This is a genomic window from Niabella beijingensis (assembly GCF_020034665.1).
Lineage (GTDB): Bacteria > Bacteroidota > Bacteroidia > Chitinophagales > Chitinophagaceae > Niabella > Niabella beijingensis.
This window is the reverse complement of sequence record NZ_JAIQDI010000001.1, coordinates 3,772,759-3,796,028: the sequence shown is the minus strand read 5'-3', so window position 1 is coordinate 3,796,028 and position 23,270 is coordinate 3,772,759. Positions and strand designations below refer to the sequence as shown.

The following is a 23,270-nucleotide window of genomic DNA, read 5'->3' as shown; positions in this document are numbered from 1 at the left end:
TGGGATCTGCGATATCATTTAACACCTTCATTGTAAGCAGCTTCCAGTGCCGCTATGTCCAGCTTTTTCATTTTCATCAGTGCTTCCATCATCCGTCCGGAAGCTTCCGGGTTACCGGCAGCCATCAGCTGACTAAGCCGGGTTGGTATGATCTGCCAGCTGAGTCCGAATTTATCTTTCAGCCAGCCGCACATGCTTTCTGCTCCGCCATCGGCGGTAAGCGCGTTCCAGAAATGATCGATTTCTTCCTGTGTATCACATTCCACCACGAGAGAAATCGCTTCATTAAAATCAAACGGATGATTGAGGGAGCTATCCATTGCTCCCAGTGTATAACCACTGATATGGAACTGCGCATGTTGTACATTACCGGGCGTATCACCACCGCCTTCCGGGTATTCCAGGATGTTCTCGGTCTTTGATCCCGGGAAAAGCGCGGTATAAAAACCGATCGCTTCTTTTGCCCGGCCGTTCTGTTTGTTTATAAACATCAGTGTGGGAATAAGGTACTGGGTAGTGGCGCCGCTGTCTCCGGTATACAATTGCCAGGAAATACCGTATTTATCCATCACCCATCCATATTTTTTACTGAAGGGATATACTTCCAGGGGCATTAATGCCGCTCCGCCTTTTATCAGTTCCCGGTACAGCCGTTCCGTTTCTTTCTCATCTTCATTCGCGATCAAAAAGGAGACGGAAGGATTGGGTTTAAACAGCGGTCCTCCGTTAAGGAGCATCAGTTTCTGACCATTAGTGTCCACTGTTACCACCATCGCTGATTCAGACCCGATCTTTGTGTCGGGAAAAATACCGGCATAAAATGAAGCCGCCTCTTTTCCGTTGCCATCGAACCAAAGACAAGGATAAATTAGATTGATCATGACATTATCGTTTTAATAAGGGATTATTTTTTGTTACTTTTTTCCATCTCCTGTTTTTGTGAGCGTGGCTTTTTCTTTTGTCGCCTTTGCACGAAAGCCGACCATTTCTTTGATCAGTACCCGCGGCAGGTGCTGCTCCAGCGGAAACTGTACGGCACCTTTGGAAGTCTTGTAGTCCAACAGCCTGTCGGCAAATACTTTTATCGGCGACCCCGTAGGATAAAAACCGATGTGCTTTGCGTACCCCGCATAATACACCAGAACCGCACTGGTCTTTATTGCGGGCATATTGTAACTGATCACCTCCGTTGCATTTTTCGGAGCGGCCTGTTTGACGATCTTCCGCATTTCTTCCAGCCGCTTCTTCTGTATGCCGGAGAAGGCGTTAATGTATTCATCCACGGTAGTAAATTTTGCAGCAGGCATGTTCTTTATTTTATAAATTGATCCTTGTTATTAATGGTTCAAGCAACGAGCTATCGGCGGTCAGCTATCCGTCATCAGCTGCCGGTACGGAATGCCAGATTCGACTCCTTCAAAACCGCTCTTAAAACAGGCAGGGAAGACGGTCCCATTCCATGCAGGGTTAAGATCTCTTTTTCTGTGTGCAATGCCAGCTTCTCCGGGCTGTCGATGCCTGCATTTGCCAGGGCCCTTCGAGCCGGTGCGCCCAGCCGGGAGAGGAAACCGCTTTGGGGCTTTTTCTCCTGCTCACAAACGGGGCAAACCGGACAATCGCTGCTCTTATAATAGCTGTGCCCTTTTTCGCAGATCCTGAGTGTTCCCTTTGCCATTATTATGCGGATGCGGTGTTGGAATGGGATTGCATCTGCACCAGCTGGCGGGTATGACGCTGCAGGTGGTAGGTCCCGAACAGTACCCATTCCAGTCCTGTCATATCACCAATGGTAGGGAAGGGCGCTCCTTCACACAGAAGCAACAGGTTGCCTTCGCCGATCTGCGTGCCAAGTATTTCGGAAGTGCCTTTCAATGCATGCATCAGTGCGTCCTTGTGGATCGTTTCATCGGAAGGCGCTACTATAGCGGGCGCTTTTGCTTTCCGTTCAAAGTTTAAGAATATTTCCCGCAGCAGTGGTTCATGGGCATCCGGTGCCCGTCCCGGCTCCGCCTGCGGCAATGCCAGTGCGCCTTTGATGCCACTTAAAAATTTCAAAACATGGTCTCCCACCTGTGCCGGCGACCAGCTGCCTTCGAACGGCGCGGTGTTAAACGCCGCTTCGGGTACCCGGGAAAGGGTTCGTATAAAGGTGTCGGCCGCGGTTGAAAATTCACGGAGCAACTGCCCATTTTCTGCTGTTGTTGTTTGCATAAAAAAGTATTAAGAAGTTGTTATTATCGTTATAGATATCATTGCAGCACATCTGCCCTGTATCCTTTTGCGCCGAGTGAAAAAGCGACCAGGCCGGTATCGATCGGCTTTGAGGATTCGATCCGCAGGATCTTGTCTCCATCCTCCAGATCAAAGTTGATCTTTGAACGCGGGAATTCCTGTTTTAAACTCCGGACCAGCATCCGGGCGGCCGTTTTATCAAAAACATCCGTTTTAAAAATCTCAATCAATTTCATTTTATCTGGTTTAGCTGGTGACATATCCTACACCACATCATAGTCAAGACGGACGATACCCGATGGGAAGGTCCGGGTCTCCTTTAACCGCAATGCAGTAGGAGGCACATCTGTAAAAAAACGCCGGCCCCTGCCCATCAGCTGCGGATCCAGCAGCAGGGTGTACGTATCGATCCATCCGTTCCGGAGAAGGGTATTGCAGACCATTCCGCTTCCAAAAACAACTATATCATTTCCGGCGGTTTTCCGGATCGCAGCTATGGATTCCGGACTGATCTCTTTGTAAAAAAAGCTGTTTTCCCAGGTGCTACCGGTCACGGTAGTTGAAAATGTATGCTTGGCCGCGCGGCTCATATAACGCGCCACATCCGGAAACTGCTCTGCTGCGCCGGCCGTAGGCCAGAAGGACTCCATCATCTTAAACGTAACCCTGCCAAATAAAATTGTATCTGCGGAATCTAAAATCTCCCGGTTGGCCTGGTCCAGCTCCGCATCATGTGTAAACCAGTCAGTGGCACCATCCGGACCGGAAAAAATACCATCAACGGAAATCCAGTTAAAGACAAAAATCCTGCTCATACAAATTGATTTCAGCCCAATAATTCTTTACTCTACAAACCTACAACAGCCCGGATAGATTACAGATATGCAAATACGACAATATCTGGGGTTGATTACGACATTATTCTGGGTTATATTTGCCAGGCTTAAAAGCCTGAAAAATGAAAAAAGTAGTGATCCTCTTATTAAAAGGCGCCAACCTTTCCAGTATCGAAAATCCCCGTCAGGGTTTTGAAGAAGCCAACCAGTACCTACGGTCAAAAGGCCGGGAGCTCCTGTTCGAGGTACAGCTTGCTGCCGTGGAACAGCGGGTACAGCTCAACAACGGGTTGTACGAGGTGCAGGCACATCGCCTGGTGCAGGAGATCGATCGTGCCGACCTGATCCTGGTACCGGCCCTGCAGGAGCCCGTGGCCCGGCATGTGGAGGAAAACAGGGCCATTATTCCCTGGCTGATCGAGCAGTACCGGCTTGGTGCCGAGATCGCCAGTCTTTGCATGGGTGCCTTTGTGCTGGCTGGAACAGGCCTGCTCAATCACAGAAGCTGTGTTACCCACTGGAAAGCGAGTAATGACTTTGCACGGCTGTTTCCTGATGTAAAACTGGTGGCCGACAAGATCCTGACCGATGAAAACGGGGTATATACCAGCAGCGGTGGTTTTTCCGCGTCCAACCTGGTGCTCTACCTGATCGAGAAATATGCCGGCCGTGAAGTGGCTATTTATTGTTCCAAGTATTTCCAGATCGATATACAACGCAGCAGCCAGTCCCCCTTTATTATTTTTTCCGGGATGCGCGATCACGGCGATGATGCCATCCGGGAAGTACAGGATTATATTGAACGGAACTTTGAAGAACGGCTGCCGGTAGATACGCTTTGCGAGCGGTTTGCCATGGGCCGCCGGACATTTGAGCGGCGCTTTAAAAAAGCCACTACCAACACCGTGGTGGAATACATTCAGAAGGTAAAGATCGAAGCCGCAAAAAAATTGCTGGAGCAGGGGCGCAAAACCATACAGGAAGCCATGTATCATGTGGGCTACAATGATGTAAAAGCCTTCCGGGATGTGTTTAAGAAGATCACGGGCATGACACCCGTGGATTACAAGCTGAAGTATGAAAAAATATGCGTTTAGAGCCGGTGCCGGCGGTGCGGTTTAAACGGTTTATGGAAAAACTCGTCCACCCGTTTGTTGAAGGAACGGCTGTGGTCCATCAGGGTGGCATGTCCTGAATTGGGCACGATCCACAACTCGCTTTTGCTGATACTTCCGGCGATCTGCCGGGTGTGCGCTACCGGGATCAGATCATTATCACCACCGATGATCAACGCAGGACATTTGATCCTGCCGAGCTCCTTTACCGGGATATCGGGTTGCGCATAATCCAGCATGAACACCTTATAATCGTTCTTTTCCTTTTCACCCGTCAGGGGCGTGCGCTTCTGCCAGGTATTATAATCCTTTACACCATCCAGCCAAACATCCGGCCTCAGACCGATCGAATCCGCGCTGAGATTGGCGCCTGAGCTCGCCAGTTTCAGCACTTTCTCCGGATGACGCATCGCCATCTCCAGCGCAATGATCCCCCCGTCGCTCCAGCCCAGCACATAGGCTGCCGGAACATGCATGGCTGTTAACAAGGCACTGTAATCATCCGCCATCATTTCAAAACTGAGTGAATCCGAAGGATCGGCAGAACGGCCGTGTGCGCGGCTGTCGGCCAGAATCACTTTATACTTTTTTGAAAAATAAGCGATATTATTGGCAAAGGCACTCAGATCCCCGCCATTACCGTGAATCATCAGCAGCGGCTTTCCCCTGCCGTAGACTTCTGCATACATACGAAATCCCCTTATCTCATAATATTTTCCGGCGGCATCATTATAGGAATTGGTAAGCACCCGCAACCGGCCGCATCCGGACAGGACGGGTACGAACGCTATCAACATACAGAACAGAAATCCCGGAACGCCTCTTTGTGTCATGGTATTGTTCTTACGCCTCGTGTGTTTTTATATTTGTCTAAAGTTAAGCGCTTACCGCCAATTTATCCGGCAAAAATCCCTGTTCCGTTTTAGCCGCGACATTATGCCGGCTCATCATAAACCATCCGGTTTTGATATCTTTATATCCGATTACAACCGCTATGTATCTTAAAGCAACACTATTATTAACCGGGCTGCTGCACCTGCTTGCGGTCCGTGCGCAGGAAAAATACTTCCGGTTCCCTTTTGAGCTTACTGCAACCAATAACCTGTCTGTTCCTGTCCGGATCAACGGCACCGACAGCCTGCACCTGATGTTTCATTTTGCGGCGGATGCGGTGGCGCTGACGAATGAAGCCACCCGGAGAATGGTTTCCGTTCGATTCGAACGAACTGACAGTGTTTCAAGCTGGGGGGCTGCCGGAAATGCCTCCCGTTTCAGCAGCGATAACACCCTTCAGATCGGGGATCAGACCTGGAGCCATCTTCCCCTGTGGGAGGATCAATATTCTGGCAAGGGTACCGACGGAAAATTCGGCCTCCACCTCTTTACTAAAAAAGCCCTGCTGATCGACTTCGATAAAAAACAGGTCACTGTAGGCAGTCATTTTTCAACCGCCGGCTATAAAAAGCTAAAACTGATCCATAAAAACGGAATGTTGTTCATTGAAGCGGCACTTCATATCGGCGGGAACAGCTACCCCAACCAGTACCTCCTGCATACCGGTTATTCCGGCGGCCTGCTGCTGGACGATGGGTTTGTGGCAACCAATCATTTAGGCCGGTTGCTCAGCGTAACAGAAACAAAAGAATTAAAGGATGCCTTTGGCAATATCGTAAAAGTACAGAAAGCCACTGCACCCCGGTTATCAATCGGTGCATTCCTATTTGATAATGTGCCGGTGGGCTTTTTTGAAGGAAAGCTGGGGACGCAGCAAATGAGCTTTATTGGCGGAGACCTCCTGAAACGTTTTAACATTATTATCGATGCAAAAAGGCAATTTGTTTATTTAAAACCCAATAAACAGCAACAGGCAGGCTTTTTTAAGGGGTAAAGAGCGGGTTACTTTTTTAGTACATGGGTATTAAGTTCCGCTATGCGTGTAAAGTAACTTCATATCATCTTGTACCTGCAATCCACCCCACCGGGAACATTTAACCGGATTGCACGCTCTCTGTTAAAAAAAAAGCAGCACTGTGCAAATAGACTGCACATGGACATCTCAATTTTGTTTTCGGGAGCAGACAAATTATTTCTTACTAAGTTGTTTCGTCTTTGATCTGTTAAAACAGGCAATTCCGGAGAGGACCGGGAACCGCTTCTTTTGCAGACCACACCTGGGGTTAAAGAATAGAAAAACAGTGTGATCTTTCAACGACCGAGAAGAACTTCTTAAAACATTCAAATGAACAAATTAAAAATAACCGGAAAGGAATTGAGACAGCTGGGATACCCCGAAGGTCCGGTGATCAGTATTGCCATGAAACTGGCACAGAAGCATTATAAATATACTTCGAAAGAAACGGTATTCGACCTGTTAAAAGCCGTACTGCAGGCCCCGGCGGATTTTGTATCAGATGCGGCACTGGGACCGGTTGCCCGGCAATTAGTACCACCGCCGCCTAAAGAGGACGAAGGCATGGCCGTATCGCTGAACCAGTCGGGTATTGCCTTTAATATATTCGGAAGGGAGCATATTGAAGAAAGTGCCCTGGCCCAAATGTATACCGCTGCAAAATTGCCGGTTGCGGTTGCCGGCGCCCTGATGCCGGATGCACACCAGGGTTATGGATTGCCCATCGGCGGCGTGCTGGCTACCCGTAATGCCATTATCCCATACGGGGTTGGTGTGGACATCGGCTGCCGTATGTGCCTGAGTATTTTTGATACCAACCCAAAAGAGCTTGACGATCGCACGCACTATTTTGTACGGGAGATCAACGAAGCTACCTTGTTCGGAAGCGGTGCCCAGTTTAAACAGGCAGCAAACCACGCAGTCATGGATCACGAGGCCTTCCGGCTGCTGCCTGTATTAAAAGGATTGCATGGGCGGGCCTGGAAACAACTCGGCAGCAGCGGAAGCGGCAATCATTTTGTAGAGTTCGGTATTGTGACCATTAGCGAAGCGGATGCCGTGCTTGGAGTGCCGGCGGGTGCTTATCTTGGCCTGCTCTCCCATTCCGGCTCCCGTGCACTGGGTGCGGCCATCGCCAATCATTATACAAAGATCGCGATCAGTAAAAGAAGACTGTCGCAGGATGCCCGGAACCTGGCCTGGCTGGACCTGAATGAAGCGGAAGGACGGGAATACTGGATCGCCATGAACCTGGCCGGCGATTATGCTGCTGCCTGTCATCATATCATTCATGCAAAAATTGCAAAGCAGCTGGGCTGTAAGCCGATCCGGATGGTTGAGAACCATCACAATTTTGCATGGAAGGAGGTATGGAACGGCGAAGAAGTGATCGTCCACCGCAAGGGTGCCACACCTGCGGGGGAAAATGTGCTCGGCATCATTCCCGGCAGCATGACAGCTGCGGGGTTTATCGTAAAAGGAAAAGGCGAAACAGCAGCGGTCAATTCCGCTTCTCATGGCGCCGGTCGTAAAATGAGCCGCAGCAAAGCGTTGCAGAGCATCACCGCCTCTGACCTGAAAAAAGAACTTTCCAAAAAAGGCGTAACGCTGATCAGCGCCGGGCTGGATGAAGCACCCTTTGCCTATAAGGACATTGAAGTGGTAATGAAAGGCCAGCAGGCACTGGTGGATGTGGTAGGCACCTTCACGCCTAAGATTGTAAAAATGGCCGGCGATACGATCAAAAAATGGCAGGTGAAAGAATAACCTTGTTTACAACTACACAGATAAGCAGCAGGCACGTTATCTTTTACAGGACGGAAACGTTAAACGCTTACGACCTTCATGCCATGGGAGCGGATATCCGGCTATCTGTTCCTGTTGTTCTCCGGCAATAATAAAGGGCAATCTCGTTTTAGTACCCTATGAAGAAGTAAGCGTTATTAAAAGTAAGTGCCTGGATCATATAATTTTCGCGGACCATTCAAAAGAGTTCTTTATAATGATTTTCTTAATCATCCATATAGCAAAAAAGAGCAGGCCGGCCTGAAAACGCAGGCTGTTTTTTTTTGTTTTTTATGGCGGTCTAAGAAAAGCCCGTTAATTTAGGCGCAAATATTCAACTTATGATGTCTCCTGCAAGAACAACTTACCTGCTTGTTATCCTCCTGACAATCTGTACACAGGCCGCCATTGCACAGAAGCTGCAATGGACCCCCGACGGGAACAGCTTTTACAGCTTTTCAGATAAGGGAATTTCCAGCATCGATCCGGTACATCCGGAACAGAATAAGGTATTCATGAGCGAACAGGAGCTCACACCTGCCGGGGCCGCCAAAGCCCTGGCGGTACAAAGCTTTACCCTGTCGGCAGACGGCAACCGGATCCTGTTGTTTGCCAACACCCAACGGGTTTGGCGGGAGAACACCCGCGGGGACTACTGGGTGTTTGACCGCACCACCAAAAAGCTGACCCAGCTGGGAAAAGGGCTGCCTTCCGCTTCGCTGATGTTTGCCAAGTTCTCCCCCGACGGCAGAAAAGCCGCTTATGTTTCCAAGCACAATATCTATATTGAAGAGCTGCAGGACAATAAGCGCACTGCCGTTACAAGGGATGGCACCGACCGGATCATCAACGGTACATTTGACTGGGCCTACGAAGAAGAGTTTGGCTGTCAGGATGGTTTCCGCTGGTCGCCGGACGGCAACCGGATCGCCTACTGGAAGCTGGATGCCACTCATATCAGGAATTTTCTGATGATCAACAATACCGACTCCCTTTACTCCTTTACCATTCCGGTAGAATATCCCAAAGTAGGACAGAACCCCTCCTCCTGTACCATCTGGTTTTATGATGTGGCCACCGGGAAGTCGCGCCAGGCCACTATTGACGGAGATCCCGTTCAGCATTATATTCCCCGGATGGAGTGGACCCCTTCGGGGCAATCGGTCATTCTCCAGCAACTCAACCGGCAACAGAACGACAGCCGCCTCTACCTCGTGGATGCAGCTTCTTCCCGCGCCAAGCAGCTTTTCCATGAAACCGATGCCGCCTGGATCGATATCAAAAGCCGCTGGAATAACAACGATCCCAGCGGCTGGGACTGGATCAGCAAAAAAGGGGAATTCCTCTGGCTTTCTGAAAAGAACGGCTGGCGCCAGATCTATAAGATGGATCTGACAGGAAAGGAAACCCTGATCACAAAGGGGAATTATGATGTGATCCACTTCGACCTGTATGATGCGGCCACACAAACCATTTATTTTATGGCTTCCCCCGGCAATGCCACGCAAACCTACCTCTACAGGGTATCCCTTAATGGTGGCGATACAACACGGGTAACACCGGAACAGTTAAGCGGAACGAACAACTATACCATTTCCCCCAACGGAAAAATCGCCATCTTCGATCACAGCAGTGCTGCCGAATTGGCAAATGGTGCCATTATAAGTCTGCCCGATCATAAGGAACTGGTAAAAGCAAGAAGGGTGATCCCCCCTGCACCCGGTGTATCGCCGGCATCGTTTTTTAAAGTAAAAACCAGCGATGGTGTAGAGCTGGACGGATGGATGGTAAAGCCGACCAACTTTGATCCGAAGAAAAAATATCCCGTGGTGTTCTATGTTTACGGAGAGCCGGCATCCCAGACAGTAGTGGACAACTACCGGGCAGGAAAAAATTTTCTTTACAATGGCAACATGGCGGATGATGGCTATGTATATATTTCGCTTGAAAACAGGGGTGCCCCGGCTCCCAAGGGCAGCCAGTGGCGGAAAGCGATCTACCGGAACATTGGCCGGATCAACATCCGCGACCAGGCAATGGGTGCCAAAGAGATCCTGAAATGGGATTTTATCGACTCCAGCCGCGTGGCCGTCTGGGGATGGAGCGGTGGCGGCTCCTCCACACTGAACCTTCTTTTTCAATATCCGGATATTTATAAAACAGGGATCGCAATTGCGGCAGTGACCAACCAGTTATTGTACGACAATATCTACCAGGAGCGCTACATGGGCGTACCCTCAAGCTCCAATGAAGATTTTGTAAAGGGCTCGCCCATCACCTATGCAAAGAACCTGAGAGGCAACCTGCTTTACATCCATGGAACCGGTGATGACAATGTGCATTATCAGAATGCGGAAATGCTGATCAACGAGCTGATCCGTCAGGGCAAACAGTTTCAGCTGATGAGCTACCCTAACCGGACCCATTCCATTTCGGAAGGCGAAGGCACCAGTGAACACCTGTCGGTGCTGTACACCAACTATTTAAAAGCGCATTGTCCGCCCGGTGGCCGGTAATTTTTCATCATCTTTGGTCTTTGACAACTTCATATTACTTAATTGTTTCAGGGTTTATGTTGTGAATTGCTTTCAATTTTCGAATTACCTTTGGTCTTTGACAACCAGATTTTGTAGGCAATCCCTGTGCCGCCGTTGTGAATTGCTTTCAATTTTCGAATTACCTTTGGTCTTTGACAACAGCTTTCGCATTGCGCCCCAAGCCGTAGACGTTGTGAATTGCTTTCAATTTTCGAATTACCTTTGGTCTTTGACAACTGTAACCCGCTGCTTTGCGTGTACTCGGTAGTTGTGAATTGCTTTCAATTTTCGAATTACCTTTGGTCTTTGACAACTGTAACCCGCTGCTTTGCGTGTACTCGGTAGTTGTGAATTGCTTTCAATTTTCGAATTACCTTTGGTCTTTGACAACGTCAAAGAGCATTATGTTCAGATCCCTGGGTTGTGAATTGCTTTCAATTTTCGAATTACCTTTGGTCTTTGACAACGCATCCTGTTTGGCTATCTAAGGGAAATAGGTTGTGAATTGCTTTCAATTTTCGAATTACCTTTGGTCTTTGACAACTATTTGTTTTTGAAATCTTCATAGTCGGTAGTTGTGAATTGCTTTCAATTTTCGAATTACCTTTGGTCTTTGACAACATAACGCTTAACTTTTCCAGTAGCAACACCGTTGTGAATTGCTTTCAATTTTCGAATTACCTTTGGTCTTTGACAACTAGACGCTGAAGGTTATTCAAAGATTCCTGGTTGTGAATTGCTTTCAATTTTCGAATTACCTTTGGTCTTTGACAACGCGCATAATCAATAGTAGTACTCATAAACGGTTGTGAATTGCTTTCAATTTTCGAATTACCTTTGGTCTTTGACAACTCCCATCAACTCAGCACCCGTTTCACTGCTGTTGTGAATTGCTTTCAATTTTCGAATTACCTTTGGTCTTTGACAACACGAATATAACCACCAGTAGTTCCGGGAGTTGTGAATTGCTTTCAATTTTCGAATTACCTTTGGTCTTTGACAACTCCCATCAACTCAGCACCCGTTTCACTGCTGTTGTGAATTGCTTTCAATTTTCGAATTACCTTTGGTCTTTGACAACACGAATATAACCACCAGTAGTTCCGGGAGTTGTGAATTGCTTTCAATTTTCGAATTACCTTTGGTCTTTGACAACTCCCATCAACTCAGCACCCGTTTCACTGCTGTTGTGAATTGCTTTCAATTTTCGAATTACCTTTGGTCTTTGACAACACGAATATAACCACCAGTAGTTCCGGGAGTTGTGAATTGCTTTCAATTTTCGAATTACCTTTGGTCTTTGACAACAAGGAATTAACCGGATTGGACAATCCTAAGTTGTGAATTGCTTTCAATTTTCGAATTACCTTTGGTCTTTGACAACAAAAATTTTGCAAAGTATTACGCTATTGCGGTTGTGAATTGCTTTCAATTTTCGAATTACCTTTGGTCTTTGACAACATAGCCTTAAGAGCAGCACCGGTGCTACCCGTTGTGAATTGCTTTCAATTTTCGAATTACCTTTGGTCTTTGACAACTTCTCTTTCGCATATTCAAGCGGTGTAATGTTGTGAATTGCTTTCAATTTTCGAATTACCTTTGGTCTTTGACAACGTAGCAACACCAGTTCCTTTGCCAGCTAGAGTTGTGAATTGCTTTCAATTTTCGAATTACCTTTGGTCTTTGACAACTTGTTGATTCTTAACAACCGTTTGGCCTGTGTTGTGAATTGCTTTCAATTTTCGAATTACCTTTGGTCTTTGACAACAATCTTATTTCGATAAATCCAGCGTCTTCCGTTGTGAATTGCTTTCAATTTTCGAATTACCTTTGGTCTTTGACAACGCTAAAAATAACCCAGGTGACAAATTTTAGTTGTGAATTGCTTTCAATTTTCGAATTACCTTTGGTCTTTGACAACTTTAATTTTTTGAGGAATATTCCTGTCTAGTTGTGAATTGCTTTCAATTTTCGAATTACCTTTGGTCTTTGACAACCCTACATCTTTTTTGTCCAAATAGGCTACTGTTGTGAATTGCTTTCAATTTTCGAATTACCTTTGGTCTTTGACAACCCTTTTCTTTCATCAAATCCAGACATTAGGGTTGTGAATTGCTTTCAATTTTCGAATTACCTTTGGTCTTTGACAACTACACCCGCGGGGGGTCCGGGGGCCGCGCAGTTGTGAATTGCTTTCAATTTTCGAATTACCTTTGGTCTTTGACAACTTGTTCATAATGTCTTCACTGAAGATAGTAGTTGTGAATTGCTTTCAATTTTCGAATTACCTTTGGTCTTTGACAACTCCGTTTCTTTGTAGGTGTACCGGCCAAAGGTTGTGAATTGCTTTCAATTTTCGAATTACCTTTGGTCTTTGACAACATCGTTGAAAGCAATTGTTTCGTGTAGGTGTTGTGAATTGCTTTCAATTTTCGAATTACCTTTGGTCTTTGACAACTTTCCTTTTTGTGATAGCTTTGGTAATTGGGTTGTGAATTGCTTTCAATTTTCGAATTACCTTTGGTCTTTGACAACCCGCGTATTCAGTCCAGGCGGCGCAAACAGTTGTGAATTGCTTTCAATTTTCGAATTACCTTTGGTCTTTGACAACTTCGGCCACTGGTTCCCCAACATGGTATCTGTTGTGAATTGCTTTCAATTTTCGAATTACCTTTGGTCTTTGACAACTAACGCAAGCGCTTCATAAAGTCTTGCATAGTTGTGAATTGCTTTCAATTTTCGAATTACCTTTGGTCTTTGACAACTATACAACCTGTTGCTGCTTATCAGGATGGGTTGTGAATTGCTTTCAATTTTCGAATTACCTTTGGTCTTTGACAACACGTTTTGTCAAAACCCACAACAGTAAAGGATTCCAGGTTGTCAACAGGATAAAAAACGGGGAAATTCCCCGTTTTTTTATTTCCAGCCCGGCATTTTACGGCTTTTCAAGACCGGTTTGATTTTGCAAAAGGACTCCCTTCCTTTTTAAAACAGTTCTAATTGCTGCGCCGGAACCGGGGAGTCCGTCATTTCCTTTCCGTTAAAGATCTCCATTTGACCGAATTGCTTGTCGGTAATGCACATAATGCCGATATGCCCCTTATCCGGCAGGATCTTTTTTACCCGCTGCACATGCACTTCGGCATTCTCCCGGCTCATGCAATGGCGGATGTACATGCTGAACTGGAACATATTAAAGCCGTCGTCCAGGATCCGCTTCCGGAACTTCGCATAGCGTTTCCGGTCGATTCTGGTTTCCGTAGGCATGTCGAACATCACAATCACCCACATAATCCGATAGGCATTTAACCGTTCAAAATTCATTTTTAAACGAATGAAGGAGGCAATACAGGATATAGCAGCCTGCGGCTGGTGCCTTCAAAACATTTGGCCAGACTGGCAGTGGTCCGCTGTACCGCGTTCATCAGCGGGCTTTTATCGGCATCAATAATCACATCCATCGCCGGAATGCTCAGCAACTGCTGCTTCATGGAAGGCGTTATCTCCAGGAACTTCCCGTTGCCCCGTACAATATCATACACCAGCTTATCCACATAAGGGCGGTAAGGCTCCATGATATCATCGGCAAGGCAGTACGCATTGTATTGGTTCCGATGAAAAATACCCAGTGTGGGCAGGAGCCCGCTGCCCACTAAATTTCTGGCCACGATGGCGCGCAGCACCGCATAACCATAGTTTAATAAATTATTGGGCGGTTCCCCTTCCCGGAACCGTTTAAACCCCGGGAACAGGGGAAACACATTTTTCCAGTAATAACTGGCGGCCTGCGCCTCGCAGTTATCACTATCTCCGCTCTTTACCCGGGCAGCCAGGTTCAATAGGGTTTTATTCGGAATACGGTATTGCGCCAGCAGGTTGGCCTGGTTTTGTATTTTAGCAATTACGGTTTGCTGCCACAATTGCTTCTTCAGCGGCACAGACGCCTCCACCTGTAATTGAAAACGCTGGCTTTGCAGGGTATGCCCATCCAGGTTCAGCATCAACCCGGTTGGAAGGTGAATATCATCACAGGTGATCAGCGCTACATTATTGGCCAGTAATTTGGCAATCACACTGTGCGTAATGGTGATCTGCTGGTGATCCAGGATCAGCACCCCTATATCTTCAATCGCCGCGGTTTTAACCTCGCCGGTATCGGCCAGCTCCACCAGCAATTGTTCATTTTTGGTTTTCAGGTAAGCCGGATTGCCGAAGTATAGGGTACGTTTGATCATATTACTTTAGTTTAATCGTACCGTCCATCGCTATAATGAAATCGTACCCTTCAACTAAAAAATCATATTTCGCATAGCCGAATCGTAATGTTGGCTTAGGATTTTCCCAATCTACTTCAGATTCAACATACGATTCTTCAATTTTACTACGAGCCTCCATGTGGAATCTAAAATTAAGCCTCGCAGAACTCCCATTTTTCTCGAAGTTCGTATATATATACAATCGCTTGAAAAAATCAGCCTCGTTCAATTCATTTTTAGTTTCATTTTCTTTTAAAAAGATAATTCTTGCTCCGGGATTAAGGATATATTTTAACTCTAACTGCTTTTCTGTCTTTCCTTTTTTGATAGTAATGAATGGTGTAAACAAATCTTTTTCACTTTCAATATTTTCAACTGACAAAGACTGAGCGACTTGCATTAGGTTTCTGAAATCAAAGTCTTTTTTTGTTCTCTCCTTGTCTTCATACAATGCAAAATAGCTATTGGTTGCATTAGCTGCATAATAGTGCTGCTTGTAGTCTTTTGAAGAAAGATAAGTATGTTTCTTAACCGGCAATGGTTCAGACACGCTTGCCCATACACGTATATGCCGGATTTTATTAACTTTATTCCCCTTCTTATCAAACATATAAATCCCTTCATCGAAAGCTTCTTTCACCCCACCCACATTATCTATTTGTTGTTTTATCTGCCTTTTTAAACCTTCATCTACTACCTGTTTTTCAATTTCCTCCCAGGTCTTAAAGCCCGGAACATCAGGTTTAGCCTTATACTGAAATTGAACGCGAACAGTAAACCTTAGCTTATCCTCCTGAATAAAATTACCATTTTCATCTTTCTGCATTTTACCGGCTTCATCCAATTTGGCAGGCTTAATAGCACCGTAAAATGTTTCCTGATGTAACTGCCCACGAACGCTATCTCCAGTAGCAATTTTCTCTTTGTTAGTCCCTTCAATTAATTGCACTTTTCCTCTTTTGCGAACTTTCCTTTTGGCCTTCGATAGAAATTGAATGTTATTCAAACTGTTGATGAGCACCTTGTCGTCAATTTCAAAAATTGAGTTTACATTAAATGTAGCATACGGCTTTATAGTTTGGAATTTTAAACCATTTTCTAAAGTTTCAAAATATTCTTTCAGAATTTCTTCCCTTTTTGCAGCTTGCGGGATCAGCGTCAATACTGTTGCGTCTTTTGCGTGATGAGAATGTTTACTTCGGTCTTTTTTCTCATCAAAATTCTGCGGTTGAATAGCATAAATTTTCCTGAAAATTGCCGTTACTTCTCCTTTCTGCACATCTACTTTTTCAAAGAAAGTTTTCAGATAATGTAGTGCATATTTAGAAATCAGCTGAGTATCTATCAACTGGCTATTTTTAAACCCGGAAGTAATCTCCTGTATTTTAAATCGTTCTACTTTACTACTCCAATATTCCAACTCCATCTTCCAAAGATGCTTTTGCCTGATAGCATCATCTTTCCATTGTTTATCAGCTGCCTTTTTTGATTTCGTTTGCCAGAAATCTATTTGTTGTTTGATACGCTCAATTTTCTCTTCCCAAAGCTTAATATTTTTCAGAACTAATTCGTACTGCTCTTTAGATAACTGAGAAGGGATTTTGTTCTTTTTTATGGTTCGGTTGAAATCCATAAAAGCTACCGTTTTATTAGCTAAAGAGTTATCAAAAGATTTACTACGCGGCAAAGTGTGCTCAAAATCTATTATATTGGTATTAAATAAATCGCTTACACCGATTGGCTTTCCCGTATAAATGCAAATACAATTTTGCTCGCGCCACAGGCGATATTTTTCGATTGCAGTCTTCTTTGTTGTAATATCCTTATACGATTGTTTTTTATTTTCTGTCCAACGAATGCCTTTAATCTCTTTTTTTGTTTCGGAAATTTCGGGAACAGACTCTTCCCCGTTCTGCTCATACCAAAGACGCATTTTGTCAATATCCGCTTCACTCTTGCTGTTTGCCTCGGCTCCTTCTTGTTTGACTAGTTCATCTATCGCAGTAGCAAATTCCATATTCTCAGCCTCTCTTTGCCGCTGCCAGGCCTCAATCGCCCAACGTTTATTGGCATCGTTTAGTTGACGGGCTACTTCTACAACAACGCGGGCATCTGAGTCAACCTGATTCGTTTCTATCAGATAATTCAGTAATTTTTTCAATTCCTGTAATGTACGCATTGCCATAGGGTTCTTAAATGAACCAGTTTGGGGACTACCCATTTTTATTTCACCATTTTCATCAGGCATTGCAGGTGGATATATACTGATATCTGATGCATGATAAATTTTTTTCAGCTTAGAAATATCAACTTTCAAAACCTTAACAGAGTATGCAGCTAAAGTATCTTTAAGTTTTGGTTGTTTGTAAAAACCAGAATCTGCTTTGTAATAATTCTTCCCATTTGAAGAAACTAAGAAATGTCTTTCTCCATCAAGATTTACACGTTCAAGCCCTATGGTTTTGAAAAATGCCTGGTAACAATCTTTAACAGTGGAGAAAATCCTATCTGCTTCTGCTTTTTCTTTTGACAGCCAAACACTCTCTCCATAGTGTTCCAAGATAGCATCTGTTATATCCTGTACATCACTACCATCTAAAGCATAAGCATCATCTTTATAGCCGAACTTTTGGTCTAGGCTTTTATACTTTGCTACTAAGCTATTAATGATTTGGATAATATGCTTTTCGCTTCTGTTTTCTCTGATGATATCATCAATGTTCTGCAAAAATGTAGCTTCGTTCTCAATCCAAATATCCTCGCCCACTAAACTCGGCAAATTAGCCAGTAATACAGCTTCTGTGTATTGTATCCCTTTAAACAAGAAACGGTTGATTTTTTCAATAGCGTTAATGCTTAACATTCCATAACCCACAGGCATTGCATTCCAGGCAAATACAAATTGTTTTGCCTTCTCTTCATCTAATTTCAGTTTTTCTGATGCAAACGCTGCAACAAACTCTTGGTCTTCAAATGAAAATAGAACATGCCAAATATCATAGATATCATAATAGTTTTTCTTTTGTTTAGGTGATGGCAATTTGTCAATCTTTACATTGAGATAATCATCACCAAAAATATCTTTCAATCTTGCCGAAACCGGGCAACCGGTTACAGTTTGCTTGGGTTTATAATTTAATACCCATCTGAGGCCTTTCTTTTTTATTATATCTACTATTTCCGAAAAAGGAAAATATGCTTTAGATTTTCTGAAAAATTTCTCTTCGAGAATTTCTTTTTTCAACTCCAAACCCAATGGCTGCCAAGTACTGTTTTTATTGTTCTCCTCTTTAAACTTTATATTATTTAAAAATTGCCAGGCTCTGAATAATTCAAAGCTTGGATGACTAATTGGAGCACGATACTTGCCAACCTGGAAAGATTTTTTTGTCTTGGGATCAATTCGTGTTTCCTGTTCCAAAGTACATAGTCCAATCAAACCTTTTTGAGAACGCAATGGGCGTTTGTAAAAAATAGCACCATCGTTTTTATTTTTTCCGGTTTCTACCAGGCCTTTGTATAACAGGCTGGCAAAAGAAAGATTCTGGATTTTAAAGATTTGGTTGATTTCTTCCTTATAATTTTCACGTATGGCATACTGTGCCATATTTTCGCGAATACGAATCCCATCATCTTCCAAATAGGCGAACAAGGCACCAATGGTTTTTGCTTGTGGATATTTTTCAAATTGGGCAATTATCTCTTTGTTCTTTTTCTTTTCTGAATATTGTAAATCAATATCAGCCCCATCTACACTTTCTTTTATATCATCACTACCTTTTCTACTACTCTTAAATCCTCTGCGTTGTGCAATATGATATAGCGCTCTTCCTAATTTATAACGTTCAGCCTCCTGGTTGAAATCAAATTCCTTTTCTGTTAAAACTCTTCTTAGCTGATAAGGGCTTTTAAAATCGGGCAAGCCATCTTCATTAAAATCCATTTTTATCCATCGCTCAAAAAGCACTTCTTCTTTAGGATAAACCCTACCTCCATTTTTATTTTCACGAGCTTCCTCTTTATTGTAATGCCTCCATTTATTTAATCCTTCCAACGACAAAGGGCAATATCCTTCAGCTATTAAAACTTCAAGCGTAGCCCATAATCTATATTTCCGAGACTGATATAAACGTCTAGTAGAGCGTTTTTTAGTACGCTCTGCTGCATAAGAATATTCTCCGGTTTTGCTATTACCAACCCCTTTATTAAAAGTAATAACCCCAACTTTCTCAGTTTGGTTTCCCGGCAACTGTGTATCTCTAATAGACCATCCAATACTATTCGTGCCAAGGTCTAGTCCCAGAATTTTGCCCATCCTATATAAAATTTAAATTATTTATAACCACAATAATTATCTTATGATTCTCCAAATTTGTTAGGAGAGTCCATTTAACACCTAATAAATCTCTAAACTAAACAATTGATTCTAAAAATTTTACGGATTCCCGTAAAGCATATATAAATTTCCTTTGTATATTCGTTTTTGAAAGACAATTCACAATAAGGCTATAAGCCGAAGAATTTCTTAGCTCTGCGTACTCCGTGGAGCCTTTTTATGTTTCAACCAACGCTATTGCTTAAAAATTAAAGGAATCACTATACACAAAATTACAAAAAATAGGACTTGCTCCAAATAAAAAAAATTTTTATTATCTTTATACTGCAAACAGACAAAAAGTTGCAAATTTTTGGGGTAGGCGTCCAAACCCTACCTATTGTTTCTCCCAAGGGTGCTTTATTGTTTGTAACTTTTTTCAACCTCAAATTAATTCAAATATTTATTTGGAGCGTTGTGAATTGCTTTCTCAAAAGGTTGATTTGAATAACAAGTCAACCTTTTTATTTACTATTGTGACTCCCTGTAATATAACTATTACCAGAACTTTAATTTAAACATTCCGATATAATTTAGGCTTTTAAACGCGAAACGCCCCGTTCCCGGAGCGTCGATCCCCGGATACTATCCAGGGAGCTGTTCTGTAAATGCAATGCGCATTTATTTCTTTTCCACTAAACTTTGCAGCAACCTGATCTGCTCATCTTTTACTTTCAACAATTCCGCGTTTAATCTTTGATTTCGTCCAAGGCTTCCACCCATTTTTCTATAGGATTTATATTAAAATTGGGGTAGTAGTTATAGCCAGCAACATGACGCGCTACCCACAAAGCGATCGTAGCTACGGGAAAAACGAGCCACAAAGACAGGAAGGCACCAATAAACACAAAGAATAAAATCACCTTAGTGCTGCTGCGCGCCTTTGTACCTTTGTGGCAAACACCAGCACCGCTGTAAACCACGAAGACAGGAAGGCACTAAGAAACACGAAGAATAAAATCACCTTAGTGCTGCTTCGCGCCTTTGTGCCTTTGTGGCAAATACCAGCACCGCTGTAAACCACGAAGACAGGAAGGCACCAAGAAACACAAAGAACAAAATCATCTTAGTGCTGCTTCGCGAATCTTCAGTCAGCGCCCCTTACAGGAGACGCCGACAGGAAGCAGATCCCTCCCCCTGCGCAAAACTGTTGACGAATGTCATTAATTTCTAAAAGACGGCTGAATAGTTTTGCATCCTAAAATAAAACAAGATGAAAAAAATATTCAGTTATGCCGGTTATGGGTTTGTTTGTATTTCTGCATTGAGCCTTGCATGGGTTGCGGCAATGGCCTGGTACAATCCGCAGTCGGTTATGGACCTGGTGCATGTAACGCTGAACAATACCGATGCATTAAGTTCCATCAGGGGCGTATATGGGGCGGTGTGGGCGTTTCGGTGATCGCCGTATTGATCTATGCGATGCGCAGGAACCTGACACTTGCATTGCTTTTCCTGAGCCTGTTCTGGCTGCTGTATGCACTGTCAAGGCTTGTTACTATTTGGGCTAACGGATCCCTGGGCAGCTTTGGCAGCAACTGGCTCACCATCGAAACTACGTTTGGTATGATAGCGCTGGTGCTTTACCTGGGAAACCGGAAGCGGTCTCAAAAGACCGTTACACCGTAGTGTCATCAGAACTGCCGCGGATCTGCATCGACGAACAGCCAGACTCCATTCCAGAGCTGAAATCCATCCGGCATAACCCAGCGCATACTGTCGCCCTGAACTTGTTTCAGGACCTGAAAGGACAGACATAAAATCAATTCCGGGCGCAGCAATTTTTGAGACCTCCTGTTTTCTACCGCGTTTTGTTAAAATCCTTATAAATGATGCCTGTGCCGTAGATGCCGGACCTGCAGGCCCGGCATCTTTGTTAACTTCACGCTTCCAATTATGCTGAACCCCTAAATGCGCTTATGTATGAGATACCCGATTTTATTTGGACTGGTATTATTTGTACTGTCCTGTAACACACCGGCTCCTGCGGATCTGAACAACCTCCCTTCTGCTAAAGATACCCTGCACTTTTTTTCAAAAAATGTGAACGATTCTTTCACTGTTTACATAAATCTTCCAGCCGGCTATCGCTCAGACAGCAGCAAGCACTTTCCTGTTGTCTATCTTCTGGATGCCAATCTTTATTTTGATATCATGGCCACTGTACTCAACCGCTATGCGGAAGTAGGCCTTGCACCACAGGTGATACTGGCAGGTATCGGTTATAAGGATTTCCCGGAAATGGATTCACTCCGGAACAGGGATTACACCTACCCTGTAGCGATCCCCGACTACGAAATGCCCGTGAGCGGCGGAGCCGACAAATTCCTGTCCTTTATCGATGAGGAACTTGCTCCTGACCTGGACCGGAGATTCCGGACAGATACATTGCAGCAAACACTGATGGGACATTCGCTGGGCGGTTATTTTACCTGCTATGCGTTATTGCAGCGCCTGTCCGGCAAACAGCACCGGTTCCGGAATTATATTGCGGCCAGCCCGTCCCTGCATTACAATCATTATTTTTTGCTGGATGCATTAAAGAAAACTGTCCCTTCAAAAACCGATAGCCTGAATGTGTACATTACTTTTGGCGGACTGGAAAAACAGGACAGTCTTTATCGGCAGCTTTCATCCCTGTTCCCATCCGGCAGCATCATAAAAAAGACCGATATCTATTCGGCATTGGATCATATGGATACACAGTTGCCCACTTTTATCAAGGGATTGCAATGGCAGCTTGGACAATAACCAAAAAAAAGTCCGCCATCAGCGGCGGACATTTTCGTATTGAACAGTCTGAAATTTTTAATAGTCGTCATTCAGCGCAAATGTTGGTTTGCGGTACATCCAGTCACCACCCGTAAAATCCGGGAACTCAACGGTCTGGTGTCCCAGGGCGATGGATTGTTCGCTCAGTGGTGTGATCGCACTCCAGGTGGCAGCATCATATACATCCATCTGGGTAGGCTCTTTTCTTTTTGCAGACTCAATAAATGAATGGATCACAAAAAAGTCCATTCCGCCGTGACCCGCACCAGCCGCATCTTTCCCATATTTTTTCCATAACGGGTGGTCATATTTATCCAGCCATTCCTGGGCCTTATCCCAGGTATGCGGTTTGGAAACGCCTTCTACATAGATACCACTGTTTACATCCATCCACAGTCCTTTTGTACCCTGAACACGAAAGCCCAGCGAATAGGGACGCGGCAGGTTGGTATCGTGTTGCAGGATCACTGTTTCCCCGTTTACACAGCTGATCTGCGTGGTCACAATATCGCCCAGCTTAAAATTAACTTTTGCATTTTTATGGGTGGGGCCACCTACGTCAACAATGTATTCGTGCAATCCGCGTGATTTTGTAGAAAATGCATTCAGGGAAACAAAGCGGTTGCCGCGGTTGATATTGATATAATGCGCCACCGGTCCGATACCGTGTGTGGGATAAAGATCCCCGTTACGCCATACGGAATGATCGGTACGCCACCTGGCTTCGGAATACCCGTCGGTATGACCAAATTCGGCTCCTTTTCCATAAGGTGTTTTACCATCATTGAATTTTACACCACGCAGATCATGCTGGTAGCCGCCCTGCAAATGGATCAGCTCTCCGAATATATTCTGGCGTACCATATTTAAAACCGCCATTACATCCCGCCGGTAACAAACATTTTCCAGCATCATTACATGGCCGTTGTACTGCTCGGCAGCGCGTACCACATCCCAGTGGTCCTGAAGAGAGATCCCCAGGATCACTTCTGTGCCCACATATTTAATCCCGGATTCCAGCGCCCCGATGATCATTGGTTTGTGCAGCTCCCAGGGTGTTGCGATCACTACGGCCTCGATACCCTTTTTGGCAAACATATTCTTCCAGTCGTCTGCGTTTTTAGAATAGTATACCGGTTGCTTTTTCTTTGCCTTGGAAAACTTTTCTTTGGCGGCTTCAATCGTCCGGGGGTCAATATCACAAACACCCACCACTTCTACATCATCGCGTTTCAGCAAGAGGTCGAGGTGCCAGATCCCGCGGGCTCCCACGCCCACGATAGCCACTTTCAGCTTGGTTGCCGCTGTAGGTTTAAATACACCTTCTGATGGCAGAATCGCTACCGAGGCCATTGCCAAACCGGCGCTTTTTACAAAATCCTTACGTTTCATCCGTATATTTTTTATTTGTCCACCTCCGGTGAACTGTTTTTAATTGCCGGATGGAACA

Annotated in this window: 18 protein-coding genes and 1 CRISPR repeat array; of the genes, 7 read left to right on the top strand and 11 right to left on the bottom strand. The window is 44.7% G+C overall.

Annotated features, from left to right (window positions below; genetic code table 11):
• Positions 1-14: 14 nt before the first annotated feature.
• The 6 genes from K7B07_RS15945 to K7B07_RS15920 form a co-directional block, all read right to left on the bottom strand.
• Positions 15-881, bottom strand: coding sequence for a VOC family protein (locus K7B07_RS15945; RefSeq protein WP_223711275.1), 867 nt, complete (start codon positions 879-881; stop codon positions 15-17).
• 33 nt (positions 882-914) lie between these two features.
• On the bottom strand, positions 915-1,307 hold the full coding sequence (locus K7B07_RS15940) for an iron chaperone (protein ID WP_223711273.1): 393 nt from the start codon (positions 1,305-1,307) through the stop codon (positions 915-917).
• A gap of 74 nt (positions 1,308-1,381) precedes the next feature.
• Entirely contained in the window at positions 1,382-1,675 is a 294-nt protein-coding gene (locus tag K7B07_RS15935; protein ID WP_223711271.1) for an RNA polymerase alpha subunit C-terminal domain-containing protein, read from the bottom strand.
• A gap of 2 nt (positions 1,676-1,677) precedes the next feature.
• On the bottom strand, positions 1,678-2,211 hold the full coding sequence (locus tag K7B07_RS15930) for a DinB family protein (protein ID WP_223711269.1): 534 nt from the start codon (positions 2,209-2,211) through the stop codon (positions 1,678-1,680).
• A gap of 38 nt (positions 2,212-2,249) precedes the next feature.
• A complete protein-coding gene (locus K7B07_RS15925) occupies positions 2,250-2,468 on the bottom strand; it encodes a hypothetical protein (protein ID WP_223711267.1) in 219 nt (72 codons plus the stop codon).
• Positions 2,469-2,495: 27 nt separating this feature from the next.
• On the bottom strand, positions 2,496-3,047 hold the full coding sequence (locus tag K7B07_RS15920; RefSeq protein ID WP_223711265.1) for a dihydrofolate reductase family protein: 552 nt from the start codon (positions 3,045-3,047) through the stop codon (positions 2,496-2,498).
• A 143-nt stretch (positions 3,048-3,190) separates the two neighbouring features.
• On the opposite strand from K7B07_RS15920, the gene K7B07_RS15915 reads away from it, so the two are divergent.
• On the top strand, positions 3,191-4,165 hold the full coding sequence (locus K7B07_RS15915) for a GlxA family transcriptional regulator (RefSeq protein ID WP_223711264.1): 975 nt from the start codon (positions 3,191-3,193) through the stop codon (positions 4,163-4,165).
• Here the strand turns inward: K7B07_RS15915 and K7B07_RS15910 are convergent.
• Positions 4,162-5,016, bottom strand: a complete 855-nt coding sequence (locus tag K7B07_RS15910; protein ID WP_223711261.1) for an alpha/beta fold hydrolase — start codon at positions 5,014-5,016, stop codon at positions 4,162-4,164. The genes K7B07_RS15915 and K7B07_RS15910 overlap by 4 nt on opposite strands.
• Before the next feature lie 131 nt (positions 5,017-5,147).
• Here K7B07_RS15910 and K7B07_RS15905 point away from each other — a divergent pair, with 131 nt between their 5' ends.
• The 3 genes from K7B07_RS15905 (at position 5,148) to K7B07_RS15895 (ending at position 10,393) form a co-directional block, all read left to right on the top strand.
• Positions 5,148-6,071 carry a hypothetical protein gene (locus K7B07_RS15905; RefSeq protein WP_223711260.1) on the top strand — a complete coding sequence of 308 codons (924 nt, stop codon included), beginning with the start codon at positions 5,148-5,150 and terminating at the stop codon, positions 6,069-6,071.
• A 351-nt stretch (positions 6,072-6,422) separates the two neighbouring features.
• Positions 6,423-7,859, top strand: a complete 1,437-nt coding sequence (locus K7B07_RS15900) for an RtcB family protein (RefSeq protein ID WP_223711258.1) — start codon at positions 6,423-6,425, stop codon at positions 7,857-7,859.
• 359 nt (positions 7,860-8,218) lie between these two features.
• Complete coding sequence (locus tag K7B07_RS15895; protein ID WP_223711256.1) at positions 8,219-10,393, top strand: S9 family peptidase; 2,175 nt, start codon at positions 8,219-8,221, stop codon at positions 10,391-10,393.
• Positions 10,394-10,451: 58 nt separating this feature from the next.
• Positions 10,452-13,256: direct repeats of the CRISPR family, unit length 47 nt; unit sequence GTTGTGAATTGCTTTCAATTTTCGAATTACCTTTGGTCTTTGACAAC.
• A 146-nt stretch (positions 13,257-13,402) separates the two neighbouring features.
• Here K7B07_RS15895 and cas2 read toward each other — a convergent pair.
• Genes cas2 through cas9 form a run of 3 tightly spaced genes read right to left on the bottom strand, consistent with a single transcriptional unit; the run spans position 13,403 to position 18,988 of the window.
• Positions 13,403-13,741, bottom strand: a complete 339-nt coding sequence (gene cas2, locus K7B07_RS15890; protein WP_223711255.1) for a CRISPR-associated endonuclease Cas2 — start codon at positions 13,739-13,741, stop codon at positions 13,403-13,405.
• Between the two features lie 2 nt (positions 13,742-13,743).
• Positions 13,744-14,652 (bottom strand): type II CRISPR-associated endonuclease Cas1, encoded by a 909-nt coding sequence (gene cas1, locus K7B07_RS15885; RefSeq protein WP_223711253.1) that lies wholly within the window; start codon positions 14,650-14,652, stop codon positions 13,744-13,746.
• A gap of 1 nt (position 14,653) precedes the next feature.
• Positions 14,654-18,988 carry a type II CRISPR RNA-guided endonuclease Cas9 gene (gene cas9, locus K7B07_RS15880; protein WP_223711252.1) on the bottom strand — a complete coding sequence of 1,445 codons (4,335 nt, stop codon included), beginning with the start codon at positions 18,986-18,988 and terminating at the stop codon, positions 14,654-14,656.
• 1,273 nt (positions 18,989-20,261) lie between these two features.
• On the opposite strand from cas9, the gene K7B07_RS27670 reads away from it, so the two are divergent.
• From K7B07_RS27670 to K7B07_RS15870, 3 genes are all read left to right on the top strand, one after another.
• Positions 20,262-20,450: a DUF4345 family protein gene (locus K7B07_RS27670; RefSeq protein ID WP_262903509.1), complete on the top strand. Its 189-nt coding sequence runs from the start codon at positions 20,262-20,264 to the stop codon at positions 20,448-20,450.
• Entirely contained in the window at positions 20,435-20,677 is a 243-nt protein-coding gene (locus K7B07_RS27665) for a DUF4345 family protein (protein WP_276225268.1), read from the top strand. Before K7B07_RS27670 ends, K7B07_RS27665 begins: the two co-directional genes overlap by 16 nt.
• Positions 20,678-20,971: 294 nt before the next feature.
• Entirely contained in the window at positions 20,972-21,799 is an 828-nt protein-coding gene (locus K7B07_RS15870) for an alpha/beta hydrolase (RefSeq protein WP_223711250.1), read from the top strand.
• Between the two features lie 57 nt (positions 21,800-21,856).
• Here the strand turns inward: K7B07_RS15870 and K7B07_RS15865 are convergent, their stop codons facing one another.
• The gene (locus K7B07_RS15865; RefSeq protein ID WP_223711249.1) at positions 21,857-23,212 is read right to left on the bottom strand and encodes a Gfo/Idh/MocA family protein; all 1,356 of its coding nucleotides are present in this window, start codon (positions 23,210-23,212) and stop codon (positions 21,857-21,859) included.
• Positions 23,213-23,270 lie beyond the last annotated feature (58 nt).

Coding starts and splice junctions, on each gene's coding strand:
- K7B07_RS15945 (WP_223711275.1), bottom strand. CDS start 881: ATGATCAATCTAATTTATCCTTGTCTTTGGTTCGATGGCAACGGAAAA.
- K7B07_RS15940 (WP_223711273.1), bottom strand. CDS start 1,307: ATGCCTGCTGCAAAATTTACTACCGTGGATGAATACATTAACGCCTTC.
- K7B07_RS15935 (WP_223711271.1), bottom strand. CDS start 1,675: ATGGCAAAGGGAACACTCAGGATCTGCGAAAAAGGGCACAGCTATTAT.
- K7B07_RS15930 (WP_223711269.1), bottom strand. CDS start 2,211: ATGCAAACAACAACAGCAGAAAATGGGCAGTTGCTCCGTGAATTTTCA.
- K7B07_RS15925 (WP_223711267.1), bottom strand. CDS start 2,468: ATGAAATTGATTGAGATTTTTAAAACGGATGTTTTTGATAAAACGGCC.
- K7B07_RS15920 (WP_223711265.1), bottom strand. CDS start 3,047: ATGAGCAGGATTTTTGTCTTTAACTGGATTTCCGTTGATGGTATTTTT.
- K7B07_RS15915 (WP_223711264.1), top strand. CDS start 3,191: ATGAAAAAAGTAGTGATCCTCTTATTAAAAGGCGCCAACCTTTCCAGT.
- K7B07_RS15910 (WP_223711261.1), bottom strand. CDS start 5,016: ATGACACAAAGAGGCGTTCCGGGATTTCTGTTCTGTATGTTGATAGCG.
- K7B07_RS15900 (WP_223711258.1), top strand. CDS start 6,423: ATGAACAAATTAAAAATAACCGGAAAGGAATTGAGACAGCTGGGATAC.
- K7B07_RS15895 (WP_223711256.1), top strand. CDS start 8,219: ATGATGTCTCCTGCAAGAACAACTTACCTGCTTGTTATCCTCCTGACA.
- cas2 (WP_223711255.1), bottom strand. CDS start 13,741: ATGAATTTTGAACGGTTAAATGCCTATCGGATTATGTGGGTGATTGTG.
- cas1 (WP_223711253.1), bottom strand. CDS start 14,652: ATGATCAAACGTACCCTATACTTCGGCAATCCGGCTTACCTGAAAACC.
- cas9 (WP_223711252.1), bottom strand. CDS start 18,988: ATGGGCAAAATTCTGGGACTAGACCTTGGCACGAATAGTATTGGATGG.
- K7B07_RS27670 (WP_262903509.1), top strand. CDS start 20,262: ATGAAAAAAATATTCAGTTATGCCGGTTATGGGTTTGTTTGTATTTCT.
- K7B07_RS15870 (WP_223711250.1), top strand. CDS start 20,972: ATGAGATACCCGATTTTATTTGGACTGGTATTATTTGTACTGTCCTGT.
- K7B07_RS15865 (WP_223711249.1), bottom strand. CDS start 23,212: ATGAAACGTAAGGATTTTGTAAAAAGCGCCGGTTTGGCAATGGCCTCG.